Annotated in this window: 16 protein-coding genes and 1 pseudogene; 12 read left to right on the top strand and 5 right to left on the bottom strand. The window is 38.4% G+C overall.

The window, feature by feature from the left end:
* Positions 1-2 precede the first annotated feature (2 nt).
* Positions 3-445: pseudogene (locus AC012T_RS03340) on the bottom strand (DUF29 family protein).
* 127 nt (positions 446-572) lie between these two features.
* Between AC012T_RS03340 and AC012T_RS03335 the strand changes: the two are divergent.
* The 4 genes from AC012T_RS03335 to AC012T_RS03320 are packed head-to-tail and all read left to right on the top strand — an operon-like array spanning position 573 to position 4,622.
* Positions 573-1,868, top strand: a complete 1,296-nt coding sequence (locus tag AC012T_RS03335) for an AAA family ATPase (protein ID WP_487063077.1) — start codon at positions 573-575, stop codon at positions 1,866-1,868.
* A gap of 2 nt (positions 1,869-1,870) precedes the next feature.
* Positions 1,871-2,599, top strand: coding sequence for an HNH endonuclease (locus AC012T_RS03330; protein ID WP_487063075.1), 729 nt, complete (start codon positions 1,871-1,873; stop codon positions 2,597-2,599).
* 43 nt (positions 2,600-2,642) lie between these two features.
* Positions 2,643-3,149 carry a hypothetical protein gene (locus AC012T_RS03325; RefSeq protein WP_487063073.1) on the top strand — a complete coding sequence of 169 codons (507 nt, stop codon included), beginning with the start codon at positions 2,643-2,645 and terminating at the stop codon, positions 3,147-3,149.
* Between the two features lie 27 nt (positions 3,150-3,176).
* On the top strand, positions 3,177-4,622 hold the full coding sequence (locus AC012T_RS03320) for a RecQ family ATP-dependent DNA helicase (protein ID WP_487063071.1): 1,446 nt from the start codon (positions 3,177-3,179) through the stop codon (positions 4,620-4,622).
* 9 nt (positions 4,623-4,631) lie between these two features.
* Here AC012T_RS03320 and AC012T_RS03315 read toward each other — a convergent pair whose 3' ends face one another.
* The 4 genes from AC012T_RS03315 to pheS all read right to left on the bottom strand — a co-directional run bounded on the left by AC012T_RS03315 (position 4,632) and on the right by pheS (position 7,191).
* Complete coding sequence (locus AC012T_RS03315) at positions 4,632-4,997, bottom strand: type II toxin-antitoxin system RelE family toxin (protein WP_487063069.1); 366 nt, start codon at positions 4,995-4,997, stop codon at positions 4,632-4,634.
* The gene (locus AC012T_RS03310) at positions 4,987-5,211 is read right to left on the bottom strand and encodes a type II toxin-antitoxin system RelN family antitoxin (RefSeq protein WP_487063067.1); all 225 of its coding nucleotides are present in this window, start codon (positions 5,209-5,211) and stop codon (positions 4,987-4,989) included. Before AC012T_RS03310 ends, AC012T_RS03315 begins: the two co-directional genes overlap by 11 nt.
* A 173-nt stretch (positions 5,212-5,384) precedes the next feature.
* The gene (locus AC012T_RS03305) at positions 5,385-6,125 is read right to left on the bottom strand and encodes a hypothetical protein (RefSeq protein ID WP_487063065.1); all 741 of its coding nucleotides are present in this window, start codon (positions 6,123-6,125) and stop codon (positions 5,385-5,387) included.
* Positions 6,126-6,198: 73 nt separating this feature from the next.
* Entirely contained in the window at positions 6,199-7,191 is a 993-nt protein-coding gene (gene pheS, locus AC012T_RS03300; RefSeq protein WP_015217066.1) for a phenylalanine--tRNA ligase subunit alpha, read from the bottom strand.
* A gap of 437 nt (positions 7,192-7,628) precedes the next feature.
* Between pheS and surE the strand changes: the two genes are divergently transcribed.
* The 8 genes from surE (at position 7,629) to secA (ending at position 18,556) form a co-directional block, all read left to right on the top strand.
* On the top strand, positions 7,629-8,426 hold the full coding sequence (gene surE / locus AC012T_RS03295) for a 5'/3'-nucleotidase SurE (RefSeq protein ID WP_487063063.1): 798 nt from the start codon (positions 7,629-7,631) through the stop codon (positions 8,424-8,426).
* Between the two features lie 282 nt (positions 8,427-8,708).
* The gene (locus AC012T_RS03290) at positions 8,709-9,596 is read left to right on the top strand and encodes an MBL fold metallo-hydrolase (protein ID WP_487063061.1); all 888 of its coding nucleotides are present in this window, start codon (positions 8,709-8,711) and stop codon (positions 9,594-9,596) included.
* Positions 9,597-10,391: 795 nt separating this feature from the next.
* Positions 10,392-11,495, top strand: coding sequence for a bifunctional riboflavin kinase/FAD synthetase (locus tag AC012T_RS03285; protein ID WP_487063059.1), 1,104 nt, complete (start codon positions 10,392-10,394; stop codon positions 11,493-11,495).
* Positions 11,496-11,732: 237 nt separating this feature from the next.
* Entirely contained in the window at positions 11,733-12,641 is a 909-nt protein-coding gene (locus tag AC012T_RS03280; RefSeq protein ID WP_487063057.1) for an AAA family ATPase, read from the top strand.
* A 173-nt stretch (positions 12,642-12,814) separates the two neighbouring features.
* On the top strand, positions 12,815-14,215 hold the full coding sequence (locus AC012T_RS03275; RefSeq protein ID WP_487063055.1) for an AAA family ATPase: 1,401 nt from the start codon (positions 12,815-12,817) through the stop codon (positions 14,213-14,215).
* Complete coding sequence (locus tag AC012T_RS03270) at positions 14,212-14,808, top strand: hypothetical protein (protein ID WP_487063053.1); 597 nt, start codon at positions 14,212-14,214, stop codon at positions 14,806-14,808. Before AC012T_RS03275 ends, AC012T_RS03270 begins: the two co-directional genes overlap by 4 nt.
* Positions 14,809-14,938: 130 nt before the next feature.
* Positions 14,939-15,478 carry a cytochrome C gene (locus tag AC012T_RS03265; protein ID WP_487063050.1) on the top strand — a complete coding sequence of 180 codons (540 nt, stop codon included), beginning with the start codon at positions 14,939-14,941 and terminating at the stop codon, positions 15,476-15,478.
* A gap of 288 nt (positions 15,479-15,766) precedes the next feature.
* Positions 15,767-18,556 (top strand): preprotein translocase subunit SecA, encoded by a 2,790-nt coding sequence (gene secA, locus AC012T_RS03260; protein WP_487063048.1) that lies wholly within the window; start codon positions 15,767-15,769, stop codon positions 18,554-18,556.
* Positions 18,557-18,570: the final 14 nt, after the last annotated feature.

Genomic DNA, 18,570 nt, shown 5'->3' with positions numbered 1-18,570 from the left:
CCTCAATTCGCGTCGTCACCCACCTTTATCAATTCCAGCGCCTGAGTTAAAATTTCTTGTTTAACAACCATTGCTGCTAATTCTTCCGTTTCATAACGTCCCTCATAAGCTTCTAGCGCCGCTCTTTTTAGTGCTACTTGATATCCTTGTTGGAGAATTTCCATTAATTCTGTTTGATTCAAGTAAACACCACCAGATTTGCGGCGCTTGTTAATTTTATTGATTTCCCGCACTGCATTTTCAATAGATATTTTCCAATAATGAGTAGAACGTTTTTCAGCTTTTTGTTTGATTAAATTAAATGGATGAGTAGAATTACGACATAACTATCAATTTTATTGATTTTATCGCTTAGGCTCATTTCTTCTAGTTCATCCACTAATAGTAATGCTTCAGGAATTTTACCCTGTTGTAGAAGCTGTCTGAGTTCTAGTATTTCTTCTATATTATTTGTTGAAGTTATTAAGAAGAATTAATATTTATTATATGCTTAGACTATTTGTGAGTGGATAAAATAATTAAATAATTTGTGAAATAACTTACCTAATAAAGCTATATTTACGATAACTAATATGAAAATACGACAACTTGAACTTCATAATTTTCGGTGCTTTGAGCAAAAAACATTCGATTTTTCCGATCAATTTAACGTTTTTATTGGTGATAATGCTACAGGAAAGACTGCTATTCTTGATGCACTAGCTATTGGTGTAGGAAGCTTGTTTCTAGGAATTGACAAAATCGACTCACGCAATATTCTTAAAGATGAAATTCGTCATATTTTCAGAAAGGAAGGCGAAACACCAACATTAGAACCGATTTTACCAGTTGTTGTATCTTGTAACGGTTGTTTTGAAGATGTTAAAGGGATGTCATGGAGAAGAGAGATAACCACTTATGGTGGTACGACAACTCGTGAAGGTGCAAAAGAAATATTACAATATGCTAGGGAATTACAGCAAAAAGTTCGTATTCAAAAAGAAGATAGAGAAAATATTATTTTGCCAGTAATTTCATATTACAGTACAGGTCGTCTTTGGGTTCAACATAGAGAAATAAGAAATCTTAAAAACCCTGATTCTCGATTTCTAGGATATAAAAATGCTCTCACAAAATCCTATGAACTGAAAAAATTAATGCAGTGGTTTAAAACTTGGGAATTAGCATCTTTACAACAAGGAAAAACTTTAGGCACCTTGTCAGCCGTCAAAGAAGCTATTAAAAGTTGTATGGAAGACTGGCAAGATGTAAAGTATGACATACTTCAAAAAGAAATATTAGCAACCTCTGAAGATGGAAAAACTTTGCCATTTCGGATGTTAAGCGATGGAGTGCGTAACATGATAGGAATGGTTGCTGATATTGCATATCGTTGTGTTATCCTAAATCCACAGTTTGAATCTGAAGCTGCGCGATTTACACCAGGTATCGTACTTATTGATGAAATTGATTTACACCTACATCCTAAATGGCAACGTCGAGTAGTTGAAGATTTAAAAAGAACATTTCCCAAAATTCAATTTTTTGCCACTACCCATTCTGAACATATAATTCAATCTTTAAGAGATGGGGAACTGATTGATTTAAATAACCCTGATTTAATACCAGCGGCAGAATATGAAAATAAGAATATAGAATATATCACAGAAAACGTGATGCACGTTCCTAATCCATACAGAAATGAGCGATATCAAACAATGATGGAAACGGCAGAAAGATATTATCAGATGCTAGAAAATTCTAACAATACATCACCAGAAGAATTGGAAAAGTTAAAAACAGAACTGGATGAATTAATAGAACCATATAGTGATGATGTTGCCTATCATGCTTTTTTGAAAATGGAACGTTTAGCAAGAGGATTATAAAAATGAGACCAGTTGTTAGAGGTGAAAATACAAAAGTTTTCAAAGATTATAAAGATGCACGAGGGGACTTAATTGATCGGCTTGGTCAATATTGTTCTTATTGTGAAATGCCTCTTGGCTCATCTCTAGCTGTTGAACATATATTACCACAAGCACTATTTACCGATGAAACAACTAACTGGGAAAATTTCTGTTTGGCTTGTCCTAACTGCAACTCAACTAAAAAATCTCCTATGGAGAAAAAATGGCAAGATTCATGGCAACACCTTAACATAACCTCTGCTAAAATAGCCGCAAGAGATGAATTTTATTGGATTGATCAAGATAATACTTTCCGAGCTTTTGAGTATAGCGAAGGTGGACTTGTTAAAGTAAATCCTTCTTTAGCTTCCGAAGAAGAAATAGTAGCTAAAGAAACTATTAAAATGGTGGGACTCGATAAAACACCTAAGTATGATCGGCAAATGAAAGATCGCCGATGGATTAATCGCAGAGAAGCTTGGGATAAAGCAAAAATGTCTTTAGACAATCTTGGTAAATGTAATGTAGAAGAAATGCGAAATCAAATTCTTCAACAAGCATTTGCTCAAGGCTTTTTTTCAATTTGGATGACAGTTTTTAAAGATGATCCTGATATGTTAAAACGGTTCATTGCTGCATTTCCTGGAACTTGTAAAGATTGTTTTGATGTGGAAGGAAAGGCTATTCCGCGTCCAGGGGGAAGAATATAAAAACAGAGAACTATAACTTTAAAAAATGATGTAGGGAACAATTATGAATAATAACCAGAATTTAGCAACACCTATTGATTTACTTTTTAACCCAGCATCTCTCCAAGCAGCAATTCAAATTGAAAATGAAACCGAGTCCGACGTGACAGCAGGTTTAGATTGGGCTTTAGCAATTCCCTCTTTATTGCAAAATCATGGAATGTTTGGAAGAATGACACAGTTGCGCGTATCACTCAACCGAGAACTGCGGTTACTCATAAAAGAATGGAATTTGGGGATAGGGGAAAAAACAGCTTTAGAAGTAGCACAAAAACGCTTGATTCAAAGACTACAATTACCCCAACCTGTAGCTTTATCAGCACTGCAAGATATTTTAAAGCAAGATGAATTATATAACGTTGAAGAATTTATATCTAATCGGGATGTATTAAAATCACTTTTAACTATTTTATTATTAGCTAGTGATTGGGAAGAAATAGCTGTAGCTGCTGCAAATTCAGTCCGAGAACAGGTAATTTATCAAGTAGGTGTTAATCAGATTTCTGCATAAAATAATGGTTTAGGCTTAAATTTTACTATGAATAGCCCAATTACAACTTCATTAAATGAAGTCAAAACAGCATTAAAACAAATCTGGGGATATGATGATTTTCGTCCTCCGCAGGGAGAAATTGTCAATAGTTTATTATTACAAAAAGATGCTTTAATAATTATGCCAACAGGAGGGGGAAAGTCAATTTGCTTTCAACTTCCCGCACTATTAAAAACCGGATTAACTTTAGTGGTTTCTCCCTTAGTAGCACTAATGGAAAACCAAGTAGAAGAACTCAAACAGCAAAATCAAAAAGCTGCACTTTTACATGGTGAATTATCTACATCCCAACGTCGTGCAACATTGCAAGCTTTAGAAAAACAACAATTAAGATTATTATATTTATCACCAGAAACTTTACTCAGTCCCCCAGTTTGGGAAAAATTATCTCATCCCCAATTACAAATTAATGGAATTATCCTTGATGAAGCGCATTGTTTAGTACAGTGGGGTGATACATTTCGTCCAGCTTATCGGCGTTTAGGTGCAGTTCGTCCAGCGTTATTAAAATCAAAACCACCAGGAACCAAAATTAGTTTAGCAGCTTTTACCGCAACTGCTGATCCTTCAGCCCAAAAGATTATTTCTACAGTTTTACAATTACAACAACCTGATAGTTATAGACTTAATCCTTATCGGAATAATTTACATCTTACCGTGCGTATTGCTTGGACACCAAAGGGAAGAAAACAACAATTATTAAAGTTTATTCAAAATCGACCCAATCAAACAGGTTTAATTTATGTCCGCACTCGGAAAGATAGCGAGAATTTAGCCCAGTGGTTCACAGAAATGGGATATAAAACCGCTAGTTATCATGCGGGATTAGGTGCAACAGAAAGACGCGCAGTAGAAGCAAGTTGGTTAGGTGGAAAAATACCGTTTGTGGTGTGTACTTGTGCCTTTGGAATGGGTATTAATAAAAGTGATGTGCGCTGGGTTATTCATTTTCATGCACCACATTTATTATCTGAATATGTGCAAGAAATAGGACGTGGAGGTAGAGATGGAAAACCAGCAGAAGCGTTAACTTTAATCAGTGAACCGACGGGATTTTTAGATGCTGAAGACAAGCAAAGACAGCAGTTTTTTGAACAACAAATGTTGAAGCAACAACAAAAAGCCCAACAGTTAGCGAAAAAGTTACCGCAACAGGGAGAAGTAGCATCTGTAATCAAACAATTTCCTGATGCTGCAACGGCACTTTCTTTACTGCATAGTAGTGGACAATTGCAATGGCTTGATCCTTTTCATTATGCAATTTCTGCAAAGTCAGGAAGTCAGCCACAAATGCAGTTACAAGCTGCGAAAAAAATGAGTGAATATTTGCATACTAAAAAGTGTCGTTGGCAGTTTTTGTTAAATGCTTTTGGTTTTAGTAAAGAAGCTGAAAACTGGCGTTGTGGACATTGTGATAATTGTAGAAAATAGTTTTTAATATCAGTCTTGATAATTATCTTTTTGAAACTCTTCTATAACTGACTTAATTTCTTCTGCTGTAACATCTGTTTGTTCAAGTTTAGAATAGATTAATAGTAGAATTACATTTGTAGGTGATTCAATCTGATAAACAAGTCGATAACCGCTACTTTTACCTTTCTTGATATCACTGTTGCGGACTCGCACTTTAAAAACTGTATATCCTGTTCCGGTAATTTGATCACCTACAAAATTACCGGCTTGTAATTGTTCAATTATTGGCTGAATATCAGCGCGTATCTTTCGGTATTTTTTAAATAAGTTGCGTAATCGTCGCTGAAAATCATCGGTAAAATTAACTAAAACAGTTGCAATTTCACTCGGCATCAATTCCATCCCATAGTTCTGAAACTGGTCGAATTTTGCCTGTCTTTGCTTGTTGTAACGAAGTCTTAAGACTCTCTAGAATAGATTCTTTTGGTTCATCATCTTCGTCTAGTTCATCTTCGACAAACAACACAATTACTTTTACACGGCTGTGTTTGTGAAGTGTTAATGGTGTATCTAAGGAAAGTTGACCATTTTCATCGACGCTTGCCATTATTTCTTGCGCTATCATCTTTCTTTCTTTCTTTTATTGATACTTGTTGTGAATTATAACAAATTTTATATATCAATGAACTCTCTTTGGCAGTTTTTGTTAAATGCTTTTGGTTTTACTCAAGATTCTGTAAATTGTAGTGAACATTGTAATAATTTTAAACGGCAGTAATTTTAACTTAAAGATTCTAAAAAGGGACGTATTCCTCCACTGTAAAGTAAGTCTTGCATTTTTAAATCACCTGAATCTTTTATTTCTGCTGTGGGTTTAAAACCTGCAATTATAAAATCGTAAGAACCTTTTATCTCATCTACTACTATAGGATTCATAAACAATACACAAATGAGAACTTTATTTTTGTTAAGCTCATCTTTTTTAATTCTCCACTTTATGTCATCTATCCTAGCAGCCTGACTTTCATATAATTCACTACTTTGATAAGCTAAATAAGCATCACTTAAATTGTTTTTAGACAAATCTATTAAAGATATTCGATTTAAGCTTTTTGTTTTTACTTGTATGCCAATATTTTGATTATTTTCGAGCCTAAAATCTATTTTACCATCTCCACGATTATAAAATTTATAATCTACCCCTGTAATTAGTTTCTCTAAATATACTTTGACTGCTTCTTCTCCTAGTTTGCCAATCTTGTAGTTCATATAAGCATCTACAGCAGGTTCTTGACCATATTTGTCAGCTAATTCACCACAAAATATATCAATCTTGTCTTCATCAAGTGCTGAGATTATAATTCGTTCGCTAGGATATGATTTTTCACAGTGCAAGGGGTGATAATCGAAACAACTGAGAGTGAGATTATCATATTCTGGTTTGTCTAAGCTGTACTTTAACCTTTGAATAAAATCTTGTTGCTGCGCCTGTAAAACTTTCTGCCAAGTAAGTTCTGCCATGATTAATTTTGGTTTTAAATCTTAGGTTCATTCAAACAATTATAGTAAAGAGCGGGTAAACCCCGCTCCTAAATTAAAACTGCTGCAAAAAGCGTAAATCGCTATTATACAAACGGCGAATATCATCAATTTGATGTAAAACCATTGCAAAGCGTTCTACACCAAAACCAGCAGCAAAACCACTATAAACCTCTGGGTCATAACCTACAGATTTCAGGACATTTGGGTCAACCATTCCGCAACCCATGACCTCTAACCAGCGGCCATTCCACTGCAAATCTACCTCAGCAGAAGGTTCGGTAAAGGGGAAATAACTAGCGCGAAAGCGAATTGGTAAATCGCCAAACATTGCTTGCAAAAACATCTTTACAGTGCCTTTGAGGTCTGTAAAAGTCATTCCTTCATCGATCGCTAAAAGTTCAATTTGATGGAAAACTGCGGAGTGGGTCGCATCTACATCATCTCTTCGGTAAACTCGTCCTGGGGCCACAATCCGAAACGGTGGTTCTTCTTTTTCCATGTAGCGAATTTGCACCGATGAGGTATGAGTCCGCAGCAAATTACCATCTGGTAAGTAGAAAGTATCCTGCATATCACGGGCTGGATGGTCAGGAGGGGTATTCAGGGCTTCAAAATTGTAGTAATCTGTTTCCATCTCTGACCCTTGGGCGACGGTGTAACCCATGCCGACAAAGATATCCAGGGCCTGATCAATGATGCCATTGAGGGGATGTATGCGACCTTGGGGGCGGTAAATACCGGGCATTGTCACATCTAAAGTTTCAGCTTCTAGTTGTGCCTGAATTTGAGCAGATTCTAAAGCGGTGCGTTGCTGGTCAAGAGAGTTTTGGATGGCTTCTTTAACTGTATTAGCGATCGCACCAATTTTGGGACGTTCCTCTGCACTCATCTGTCCCATACTGCGTAACAGCGCCCCCAATTGACCTTTTTTGCCCAAATAGTTAACTCTAAGTTCCTCTAGGCGTTCCAGGGTATCAGCAGATGCGATCGCACTTTCTCCCTCTTGTCGCAATGCTAAAAGTTGTTCCTCTAAATTACTAGTCATTAGTTATTAGTCATTTGTGATTAGTCTATAGTTTATAGTCCCCAGCAGCCGACAGAGGGCGTAAACGACCATGATTATATGGCATTATTCCCACTGCTCTAGTTTTTAGCGGAGACTCCTGCCTCTTTGTACTAGCATGGATATACAGCAGAAGTCAGAAGTCGGAAGAGTTGTGAGTACCTAGTACCGAGTGCTTGACTCTCCTTCTTACTCATTACTCGTTACTCATCGCTCTGTACTGGCTTGGTGTCAGGCTTTGAATTTAGATTCTGTACATCATTAACCTGCAATCTGCTGTAAGACAATAGAATTTAATTTAGATCTCCCATAACAAAAATTTTATATTCCCTCTTGTGACCAAAAACACTGACAATAGACATTTAACTCATTATTAATGACTAATCACCAATTACCCAAGCACCAATGACCAATCACACATGAAATTACTAATTAGCAACGATGACGGTGTTTCCGCTCTGGGTATACGCACCTTAGCCAACTGTTTAGCAGAAGCTGGTCATAACGTTACCGTAGTTTGTCCAGATAGAGAGCGATCGGCAACAGGACACGGATTAACCTTACATCAACCAATTCGTGCCGAAATAGTTGAATCCGTTTTTCATCCCGCCGTCAAAGCTTGGGCTTGTGATGGGACACCTTCCGATTGTGTAAAATTAGCATTGTGGGCTTTGCTAGATTCTCCTCCTGACTTGGTGTTATCTGGAATTAACCAAGGTGCCAATTTAGGAACCGAAATTCTGTATTCAGGCACTGTTTCAGCAGCTATGGAAGGTATGATAGAAGGCATTCCTAGTATGGCGCTGAGTCTTACCAGTCATACTCACAAAGACTTTCACCCAGCTGCCAACTTTGCCAAACTCTTAGTTGAGCAGATAGCAGCAGCACCTTTACCAGAACTCATGTTACTTAACGTCAATATTCCTCCCATAGCCTGGGAAGAAATTGCTGGTGTCACTCTCACTCGTCAGGGAGTCCGTCGCTATGTTGATGTTTTCGACAAACGAGTTGATCCTCGTGGCAAAACTTATTACTGGTTAACTGGTGAGGTTTTAGAGGATGTCGAACCACCTGCTGGGTTAAATTTATCCCCAGACATTCCCATTGATGTCAATGTCGTCCGTAATAACTACATCAGTATTACTCCATTGCAATACAATCTTACGTATGCTAATGGACTGGATAAACTATCTACATGGGAATTTAAATTTCCGTAAATTTTTCAGAGCCTGCTCAAAATTTAGCATTCATTAAATTTACTATCCTACAAATGAAGTTACGAATTTAGGAGATATACTGGGATAACTCAATACACACAAATTATGTTAGATCGAGAGTTGTAATATATATTATTACAATATAGTTACAATAAGAATTTATTAGGGTATACATTTTTACTAGTAGAATTGTGATACCCAAGGTTAGTCAGACAGCATAAACTGAAAAAATAAAAAGCATTTTTTTGATTGATCGCTAGCTCAGTCCAGCAACCAACACCCATGTCTAGGATAGAGAATCAATTTACAGTCCAATTTTGGGGCGTTAGGGGCAGCATCCCCTGTCCAGGTTCAAATACCGTCCGTTATGGTGGTAACACTCCTTGCGTTGCGATGCAAGCGGGTGGTAAAAACTTAGTTTTTGATTGTGGTACGGGAGTACACGTTTTGGGACAATCTTTATTGCCCCAAATGCCAGTAGAAGGTCATATATTCTTCACTCACTCCCATTGGGATCATATGCAGGGGTTTCCTTTCTTTACCCCAGCCTTTATCAAAGGTAATAAGTTTCATATCTATGGAGCGATCGCACCCGATGGATCAACCATTGAGCAACGGCTCAATGACCAAATGCTTCATCCCAACTTCCCCGTTCCTTTGCAGATCATGCAGGCTAATTTGGAATTTCACAACATTAAAGCCGGCAAACCAATCTACATCGACGACATTATCATAGAAACTGCACCGTTAAACCATCCCGGTGAAGCCGTAGGATATAGAGTGAACTGGCGAGGTGGAGCCGCTGTTTACATCACAGATACAGAGCATTTTCCTGACAAATTAGATGAAAATATCCTCTGGCTATCACGGGATGCCGACATCTTAATTTACGATTCCACCTACACTGACGAAGAATACTATTCTTCAAAATCACCCAGAATTGGCTGGGGACATTCTACTTGGCAAGAAGCAGTCAAAATAGCACAAGCTGCCAACGTCAAAACCCTAGTCATTTACCACCATGATCCAGCCCACAACGACGATTTCTTAGATGATGTAGGCAAACAAGCATTTGAAAAATTTCCTGGCGCAATCATGGCAAAGGAAGGATTAGTACTGCCAATTCCTGTTTTAGATCCTGTATCAGAATCCTTTCCTCTGAGCAAGTGAGTAAATCTATCGTTGATAATTAAACAAACAAGTCTGTACACTTATTAACAAATATCTATAGTTAAGCTTCCCCGGTCTGTTGCTTGCCGCCGAAGGCTAGGCGCGGGGATTTCCGAAGAGTGCATAAAAGGACTTTCTTCGGCTGACTTAAACAACCTCTACTGATTCGGGCTAACTCAAACTTAGCCATCATCGCTACTTTACGGATAATATTTGCAGCCCCATTACAGTCCGCATTTATCTTAATTCCGGTTAAAGTTTTAAACAAACCACGATTTATTCTAACACCACTACTTTTACACCCCGGTTTAAAAACACGGGGCTACCAAGCCCCCATATTGTTTACGTGTATTATGTATAATCCTAATAGACATCAACAGAATTTAAATATGCGTTTTCCAGAACCCTTATAGAGACATTCCATGGAACGTTTCTACATTCTTTTTCACTCCTATGTCTAATGAATTCGCCAAAAAATTAGGTGTTTCTGTAAAAACGATTCAGCAAAAATTTATTATTTCTGCGTCCTATTCCTCTGTCCTCTGCCTTTCTTCCGTCATTTGTAGATTTTAGATTAAATTGGTGATCAGAGAGCTAACAGCGCCATAGCTTACCTATTGGTGAAGTGGCAATTACTGGTAGATCAGCTTTTTGGCTTCACCAGCAGGCCAAACAAGCCTCTAGAACCCTCTCAAGCTGCTGAGGATAGGTAAACGTCCTACAGCAAAAATATAAGCACCTGAGAGGTCGCCAAGCGCTGATAGCTAAAAATAAACCTAAAATCCCAGAATCCACGTGCTAAATTTGTCTCAAAATGGGTGTTCTGTGTGGGTTGCTTCTTCGACCGAATTGGCTCGAACACCGACTGCGATCGCTCTTGGTAAATTTGATGGTGTTCATATTGGTCATCAAAAGGTAATTCAACCAGTTTTGCAGTCAGCAAGGGGTGAAGATGGGCGAGGAAATGGGGAGAAATTACCAGAAGGCGCACCTATTCATTCTAGTCAATCATCAACTTTGCCATCATCCTCAGGACATATATATTCAACAGTTGTCACCTTTGATCCTCATCCCCAGGAGTTTTTTACAGGTCAACCCCGTGCTTTGTTGACACCACTCGATGAAAAAGTTCAACAATTGCGATCGCTTGGAGTAGAACAATTAGTACTGTTACCCTTCGACAAAGAACTATCTGCCCTATCACCCCAAGATTTCGTCGCTAAAATCCTTGTCCAACAACTACAATGTCAAAAAATTAGCGTTGGGCAGGATTTCTGTTTTGGGAAAAAGCGCATGGGTACTGCCCAAGATTTGCAAATACTCGCTGCCCAATACAATATACCTGTAACCATTGTGCCGCTACAAACTGATACAGGAGACTTGCTCAAAAATAGCAGTTGTCTCAATACCGAGCCAATTGAAGATGGTCGCATTAGCACTTCATTAATTCGCCAAACTTTAGAAGCAGGCGATATTCAACGAGCCAACCGCTTACTAGGAAGACCTTATACCCTCACAGGTGTAGTTATACAAGGTCAACATTTGGGTAGAACCATTGGCTTTCCCACCGCCAACCTGCAACTACCAAAAGACAAATTTTTACCCCTCCAGGGAGTTTATGCAGTGCGGGTAATCATCCTCAACGAAACACCAGAAAATCTTCCCACTCAGAACTTAGGTGTAATGAATATCGGCAATCGCCCCACTGTCAACGGTACTCATTACTCAGTAGAAGTACACTTGTTAGATTGGTCTGGTGATTTATATGGAAAAAACTTGGTAGTGCAGCTAGTAAAATTTTTGCGTCCCGAACAAAAATTTCCTTCCTTAGACGCTCTAAAAACTCAAATTCAACTTGACTGCACTGTAGCCAGAGAAATTTTGAGTACACAATGCTGAATTTGGAATGTTAATTGGGAACAATGTATGTATGGTAATGGGTAATGGGTGATTGGTAATTGGTGATTGGTAATTGGAGGCACGAGAAAGATAAAGATTCGCCTCATCTCCCTCACGTTCCCCAGTCAATCCCCAGTCCCCAATCCCCAGCGATGCACTGAGCTTGTCGAAGTGTCCCTAGTGGTCACTGAGCTTGTCGAAGTGTCCCCACCTCCTCAAATCCCCCAACCCCAGTGCATGAGAGATAAAATTGACGCTTTAACACAAAATCTGGCTCGTACCATCGTTGGTAAAAATGAAGCAATACATTTAGTGATAATTGCTTTGTTGAGTGGTGGTCATGCCTTGCTAGAAGATGTTCCTGGGGTTGGTAAAACCCTGCTCGCCAAATCTTTAGCTCGGTCTGTAGATGGTAAATTTCAAAGGTTACAGTGTACCCCCGATTTGTTACCAACTGACATCACTGGTACTAATATTTGGAATCCTAAAAGCGGCGAATTTAGTTTTCTTCCTGGGCCAATATTTGCCAATGTGCTGTTAGCTGACGAAATTAACCGTGCTACCCCCCGCACCCAGTCAGCATTGCTGGAAGTGATGGAAGAAAATCAGGTAACAGTTGATGGTGTTTCCCGTGCAGTTCCTCAGCCATTTTTTGTCATCGCTACCCAGAACCCCATTGAGTACCAAGGTACTTTTCCTCTGCCCGAAGCACAAATGGATCGGTTTATGTTGTCTTTAAGCTTGGGCTATCCTTCCGAGTCAGACGAATTGGGAATGTTACAAAATCTGCAAAATGGGATTCAGGTAGCTGATTTGCAGCCTTGTATCACCTTGGCAGAAATAGCTCAGTTACGCCAACTTTGTTCGCAAGTAAAAGTAGAAATATCGTTGCAGCAATATATTTTAGAATTAGTGCGAGCAACTAGAGACGATGAAGAAATCACTCTTGGTGTTAGTCCTCGTGGGACTGTGGCATTACAAAAAGCCAGTCAAGCACGGGCTTTTATGTTAGGGCGAGATTATGCTATTCCTGATGATGTGAAATTTCTCGCACCTTACGTTATGTCTCATCGCCTGATTCCTAGAGGTGGCAGGAATTCTAGGACTATAGTAGATCGTTTATTGCGATCGCTCCCCATTCCTTAAATAATTGTAGTATCCGGGAGGTAGAACCTCCCAATGGGCATTCCCAGTCTCTGACTGGGAACAAGATAAATAATTCTGCAAACCGTCTTAATAACTGGGGCTATGTCTACGACGGCCTACACCTACGCAATATAATTAAATTAATGTGAAATATACAAAAATAACCTTGACCTATGCAAAAAATTATTATCAAAAATTTCGGTGCGATTCAAAATGCAGAAATAGAAGTCAAGAAAATATTAGTTTTGATTGGTGAGCAAGCAAGCGGTAAAAGCACTATTGCTAAACTTATTTACTTTTTTAAATCACTCAGGGATGATTTATTTAGTCAAATCTATCGGGATACCAATTTTAGTTATCTTGAGTTTACTTCTGACATCATTAATCCGACGATACAAAAATTTCAGAACTTCTTTGGTTCTACATCTCATTTACCTAATTTTGAAATAGTATTTTATTATAGTGTCGAGAAAAATAAATTCTTAAAATTAACGATTAATGAAAATAAAAGACTAAGTCCTAATTTTGGTCATTTGTTAGATGATGATTTTAGAACTTCTGCAAGTAGTATTAAACGACTTATACAGCAACGGTTAAATGCAAATAATATTGGTGGACAATTACAATTATTTTATGAAGAAGAGAAAATTAGATATGCTCAAAAACTTTATACATTACTAGATGAATCATTTGAAAGCTATCAGGCAGATTCATTATTTATAATTGCGGGAAGAAATGCAACAGTAAGTTATTCTGACTTGTTTGAAAAATATTTGTTTGCAAGTATTCAAAGTAGTTTAGAGGCAAATATAAAAAAATCACGGGATGAACAAACCATAGATGAAACTTTAATGTTAAAATTCATGGAAAGAGTTGGAAAAATTAAAGATATATTCAAAAAATTTGGAAATTTTGAAGGATTAATTGATAACTATGTAAAAAATGAAGTAAAGGAAAAATTATATGAGATTAAAAATAGGATAAATGAAATCCTAAAAGGTGAATACCAAATTGATCATAGGGGAGAAAGAATTGTATTCAATACGCAAGAAGAATATGTTTATCTTTCTAATGCTTCATCAGGACAGCAGGAGTGTATAAGGATTTTACAAGATATTTTCCTTAATATTCTCGATGATGTGAAAGTATTAAGAATAATAGAAGAACCAGAAGCACATTTATTTCCTATTGCTCAAAAGAAATTAATTGAATTATTAGCTCTAATGGTCAATCATAATGATGATAATCAACTTATAATTACTACCCATAGTCCCTATATACTAACAGTTTTTAATAATCTACTCTTTGCAAACAGAGTAGTTGAAAAAAATCCGTCAGCAGAATCTGAGGTAACAGAAATAATCCCGAAAGATTGTTGGCTTGATGCTCATGATTTTTCAGCTTATTCATTAGGTAATCAATCTGTTGCTGCGGATGTGAATTATTGTGAGTCCATTTTTAATACGGAGAAAGGTACTATTAAACAAAATTATTTGGATACTGTTTCCGAAATTTTAGGTGGTGATTTTCAGACTTTGTACAGTATTCACGCTAGAACTTTTGCAAGAAGATGAGCAAGTTTGAAGACATCAAAGAACATCTATCAAATAATTTCACTAATTTTTCTGATTTTCTAGAAATTGAATTGAAAGCAGAGTTCTCAGTAATAGATTATCAGGGACAATCTTTTATCATTATCAATATTCAGTTTGATGATAATACATTTACGATTAAACTAAATGGTCTTGAGACTGTGATAAAAAGCTTTGATAGCACTAAATTATTTAATGTAAGCAATTCTAAAATAGTTGGATTTATTCCTATTGATGGGAAAAAGGGACTTTTAGGATTTGGTACTTCTCATTGCGATTTTGTATTTTTTGATGAAACAGATTTTTGTTTTGTAGAATTTAAATTGAATGCAACAAGTGTCAGAAAAGTAAATAAAAATAGAGTAGATGCTATTGGACAATTAAAAAATACTATTAATTTATTTGATGATAAATTAGCCAAAAACTATGTAGGTTTAAATTTAGAAGCTTATGTTTGCACTCCTCCATTTTACAAATACCCAGCATTTAATGCAAGTTGGCAAGAATTGGCAGAAGATTTCTTAGAAGAGTATGGTATTCCACTTTTTGAAAGAAATGATAAAACCTGCAAATAAATAACACCTCATGCAACAAATTTTTATAAAAACCGTCTAAACATCAGGTAATCACAGATTGCTCAATGATGAGGTTTTTAGTTTAATAGATACAAGAAAATACAATATTTACGCTAAAGTAACTAAATTGATGTTAAATACGATTAAGCATAAACCATCCCATCAACGACTCAAACGCCAACTGCTGATTGTCATGCTGGTAATTTTCGCTTGGAGTATAGCCATAGGATTTATACTAGGTTTAGCTACCAGCACCCAAGCTGCTAACCCAGCTTCCTCTATTGGCACTGTTGATGTAGTACCTGCACAATACCAACTAGGGCAAGAGTTATATTTAGAAAACTGCGCCAGTTGTCACATTGGCATCCCACCAGCAGTTTTTCCTACCCAAACTTGGAAAAATCTGATTGAAGACTCCCAGCACTATGGGGTACAGATTCAGCCCTTAGTAGATCCGCAGCGGATTTTGGTGTGGAAATACCTATCAACTTTTTCCCGTGTGCAACTCCAAGAGGAAGCAACACCTTATCGCTTCAATAGATCACGTTATTTTCAAGCTTTGCACCCTGATGTCAAATTACCAAATCCTTTACAAGTTAGTAGTTGTGTAAGTTGTCATCCCGGTGCTAGTAAGTATAATTTCCGTAGCCTGACGACCGAGTGGGAGTAAGAAGAAGGTGACAGGTGATAGTAGTTAAGAGAATATTTCCCTCATCTTCCTTCCCTGCACCATCTGGGGGCAAAATGATACTATGAAGAGGCTTTAAATATAAAATATAGGTTGAAACCAATCACTATATCAACGTGATTGACCTGTTTTTATTAGGTTTTTGAGTAAATTCTCTTTTCCATGCCATGCAAAAGCAAAATGGCTGGATTGAGTTAACTGTCTATAATCATATAGCTATTTGCTAAACCTTTAATTCCCATCCCCCTTGATTTAGTTCCATAAACTGCCATGCTAAAACTATTGTTGGGCGATCCCAACGCTCGTAAGCTTAAAAAATACCAACCTTACATTACAGAAATTAACCTCTTAGAGGAAGAAATTCAGCCGCTATCTGATGAAGCGTTAAAAGGCAAAACTGTTGAGTTTAAACAACGGCTTGCCAAAGGCGAAACACTTGATGATATATTGCCTGAAGCTTTTGCTGTTGTTCGAGAAGCGGGACGAAGAGTATTAGGGTTGCGCCACTTTGATGTGCAATTATTAGGTGGTGTGATTCTGCATAGCGGGCAAATCGCCGAAATGAAAACCGGTGAAGGTAAAACTTTGGTGGCTACCTTACCGAGTTATTTAAATGCCTTAACTGGTAAAGGTGTCCACGTCATTACCGTTAACGATTACCTGGCACGTCGGGACGCGGAATGGATGGGGCAGGTACATCGGTTCTTGGGATTAAGTGTAGGGCTAATTCAGTCCACTATGACTCCCAGTGAACGCCAAAAAAACTATCAGTGCGATATTACCTATGTCACTAATAGCGAAGTAGGTTTTGATTACCTGCGGGATAATATGGCGACATCTATGGCTGATGTGGTACAACCGCCGTTTAATTATTGTGTTATTGACGAGGTAGACTCGATTTTAGTGGATGAGGCGCGGACACCGCTGATTATTTCTGGACAGGTGGAAAGACCGACAGAAAAATATCTGCAAGCGGCAGAAATTGCTTTTACGCTGAAAAAAGATGAACATTACGAGGTAGATGAAAAGGCGCGTAACGTTCTTTTAAGTGATGAAGGTTTTGCGGAAGCTGAAAATCTTTTGGGTGTGACAGATTTATTTGACCCGGAAGATCCTTGGGCGCATTTTATGTTTAATGCGATTAAGGCGAAGGAATTGTTTCTTAAGGATGTAAATTATATCGTCCGCAATGATGAAGTTGTGATTGTCGATGAATTTACAGGTCGGGTGCTGCCGGGACGACGTTGGAGTGATGGATTGCACCAAGCAATTGAAGCGAAGGAACACGTCGAAATTCAGCCAGAAACCCAAACTTTGGCAACTATTACCTATCAAAATTTGTTTTTGCTGTATCCCAAGTTGGGGGGAATGACGGGAACTGCAAAAACAGAAGAAGTTGAGTTTGAGAAGATATACAAACTGGAAGTTGCGATTATTCCTACTAACCGCATTAGAAGACGGGAAGACCTGTCTGATATGGTGTTTAAGACGGAATTGGGTAAGTGGAGAGCGATCGCTCAAGAATGCGCCCAAATGCACGAAAATGGTAGACCTGTGTTAGTGGGTACAACCAGCGTTGAAAAATCTGAACTTCTCAGCCGACTCCTCAAGGAAATGGAAATTCCCCACGAGTTACTCAACGCTAGACCAGAAAACGTGGAACGGGAAGCGGAAATCGTCGCCCAAGCCGGACGTAGAGGTGCTGTAACTATCGCCACGAACATGGCAGGAAGAGGTACAGATATCATCCTCGGTGGTAACTCCGAATATATGGCGCGGTTGAAGCTACGGGAATACTTTATGCCTCGTATTGTCAGCCCAGAAGATGAAGATAGTTTTGGTATGCAAAGGGCTTCTGGACTACCTATGGGTCATGGTAGTGGACAAGGTTTTGCGCCTGGTAAAAAGGTGAAAACTTGGCGGGCTTCCCCAGAAATTTTCCCCACCCAGTTATCTAAGGAGACAGAACAGCTTTTAAAAGCAGCTGTAGAAGTGGCAGTGAAGGAATATGGTGAGCGCAGTTTACCAGAATTGGAAGCGGAAGATAAGGTAGCTGTAGCTGCGGAAAAAGCACCAATAGATGATCCTGTAATTCAGAAATTGCGGGAAGCTTACCAACGGATTAAGCATGAGTATGAAGAGTTCACCAGCACTGAACATGATGATGTGGTGAGTAGAGGCGGACTGCACGTTATTGGCACAGAACGCCATGAGTCACGCCGGATTGATAACCAGTTGCGCGGAAGGGCTGGTAGACAAGGTGATCCAGGGACGACAAGATTCTTCCTCAGTTTAGAGGATAACCTATTAAGGATCTTTGGGGGCGATCGCGTTGCCGGCTTAATGAATGCTTTCCAAGTAGAGGAAGATATGCCTATTGAATCAGGTATGTTAACCCGCAGTTTGGAAGGCGCACAGAAAAAAGTCGAAACCTATTACTACGACATCCGTAAACAGGTATTTGAGTATGACGAGGTGATGAATAACCAACGTCGTGCTATTTACGCGGAACGTCGCCGGGTGCTAGAAGGTCAAGATTTGAAGGAACAGGTAATTAAATACGCTGAAAAAACGATGGACGACATCGTTGATTATTACATCAACCCTGATTTACCTTCTGAAGAATGGGAGTTAGAAAAATTGGTGGAGAAGGTAAAGGAGTTTGTTTACCTGTTGGCTGATATGCAGCCTAACCAATTAGAAGATATGGGAATGGGCGAAATTAAAGCTTTCCTTCATGAACAAGCCCGGATTGCTTACGATATGAAGGAAGCGCAAATTGACCAAATTCAACCGGGTTTGATGCGTCAAGCAGAACGGTTCTTTATTCTCCAACGCATAGATACTTTGTGGCGGGAACATCTGCAACAAATGGATGCTTTGCGTGAGTCGGTTGGTTTGCGTGGTTATGGTCAAAAAGACCCGCTGATTGAGTATAAGAGTGAGGGTTATGAGTTGTTCTTGGATATGATGGTGAATATCCGCCGTGATGTGGTTTATTCGCTGTTTATGTTCCAGCCTCAGCCTCAGCCTACTGTGCAGACTTCTGAGATGGTTTAAGATTTTTTTTCACG

It is taken from the genome of Anabaena sp. EIM26, assembly GCF_057568715.1.
The sequence above is the reverse complement of the archived record's forward strand: the minus strand, read 5'-3'. Positions and strand labels throughout refer to the sequence as shown.

What these genes read in the sequence shown, in the direction of transcription:
- AC012T_RS03335 (WP_487063077.1), top strand. Translation starts at nt 573, where the DNA reads ATGAAAATACGACAACTTGAACTTCATAATTTTCGGTGCTTTGAGCAA.
- AC012T_RS03330 (WP_487063075.1), top strand. Translation starts at nt 1,871, where the DNA reads ATGAGACCAGTTGTTAGAGGTGAAAATACAAAAGTTTTCAAAGATTAT.
- AC012T_RS03325 (WP_487063073.1), top strand. Translation starts at nt 2,643, where the DNA reads ATGAATAATAACCAGAATTTAGCAACACCTATTGATTTACTTTTTAAC.
- AC012T_RS03320 (WP_487063071.1), top strand. Translation starts at nt 3,177, where the DNA reads ATGAATAGCCCAATTACAACTTCATTAAATGAAGTCAAAACAGCATTA.
- AC012T_RS03315 (WP_487063069.1), bottom strand. Translation starts at nt 4,997, where the DNA reads ATGCCGAGTGAAATTGCAACTGTTTTAGTTAATTTTACCGATGATTTT.
- AC012T_RS03310 (WP_487063067.1), bottom strand. Translation starts at nt 5,211, where the DNA reads ATGGCAAGCGTCGATGAAAATGGTCAACTTTCCTTAGATACACCATTA.
- AC012T_RS03305 (WP_487063065.1), bottom strand. Translation starts at nt 6,125, where the DNA reads ATGGCAGAACTTACTTGGCAGAAAGTTTTACAGGCGCAGCAACAAGAT.
- pheS (WP_015217066.1), bottom strand. Translation starts at nt 7,191, where the DNA reads ATGACTAGTAATTTAGAGGAACAACTTTTAGCATTGCGACAAGAGGGA.
- surE (WP_487063063.1), top strand. Translation starts at nt 7,629, where the DNA reads ATGAAATTACTAATTAGCAACGATGACGGTGTTTCCGCTCTGGGTATA.
- AC012T_RS03290 (WP_487063061.1), top strand. Translation starts at nt 8,709, where the DNA reads ATGTCTAGGATAGAGAATCAATTTACAGTCCAATTTTGGGGCGTTAGG.
- AC012T_RS03280 (WP_487063057.1), top strand. Translation starts at nt 11,733, where the DNA reads ATGAGAGATAAAATTGACGCTTTAACACAAAATCTGGCTCGTACCATC.
- AC012T_RS03275 (WP_487063055.1), top strand. Translation starts at nt 12,815, where the DNA reads ATGCAAAAAATTATTATCAAAAATTTCGGTGCGATTCAAAATGCAGAA.
- AC012T_RS03270 (WP_487063053.1), top strand. Translation starts at nt 14,212, where the DNA reads ATGAGCAAGTTTGAAGACATCAAAGAACATCTATCAAATAATTTCACT.
- AC012T_RS03265 (WP_487063050.1), top strand. Translation starts at nt 14,939, where the DNA reads ATGTTAAATACGATTAAGCATAAACCATCCCATCAACGACTCAAACGC.
- secA (WP_487063048.1), top strand. Translation starts at nt 15,767, where the DNA reads ATGCTAAAACTATTGTTGGGCGATCCCAACGCTCGTAAGCTTAAAAAA.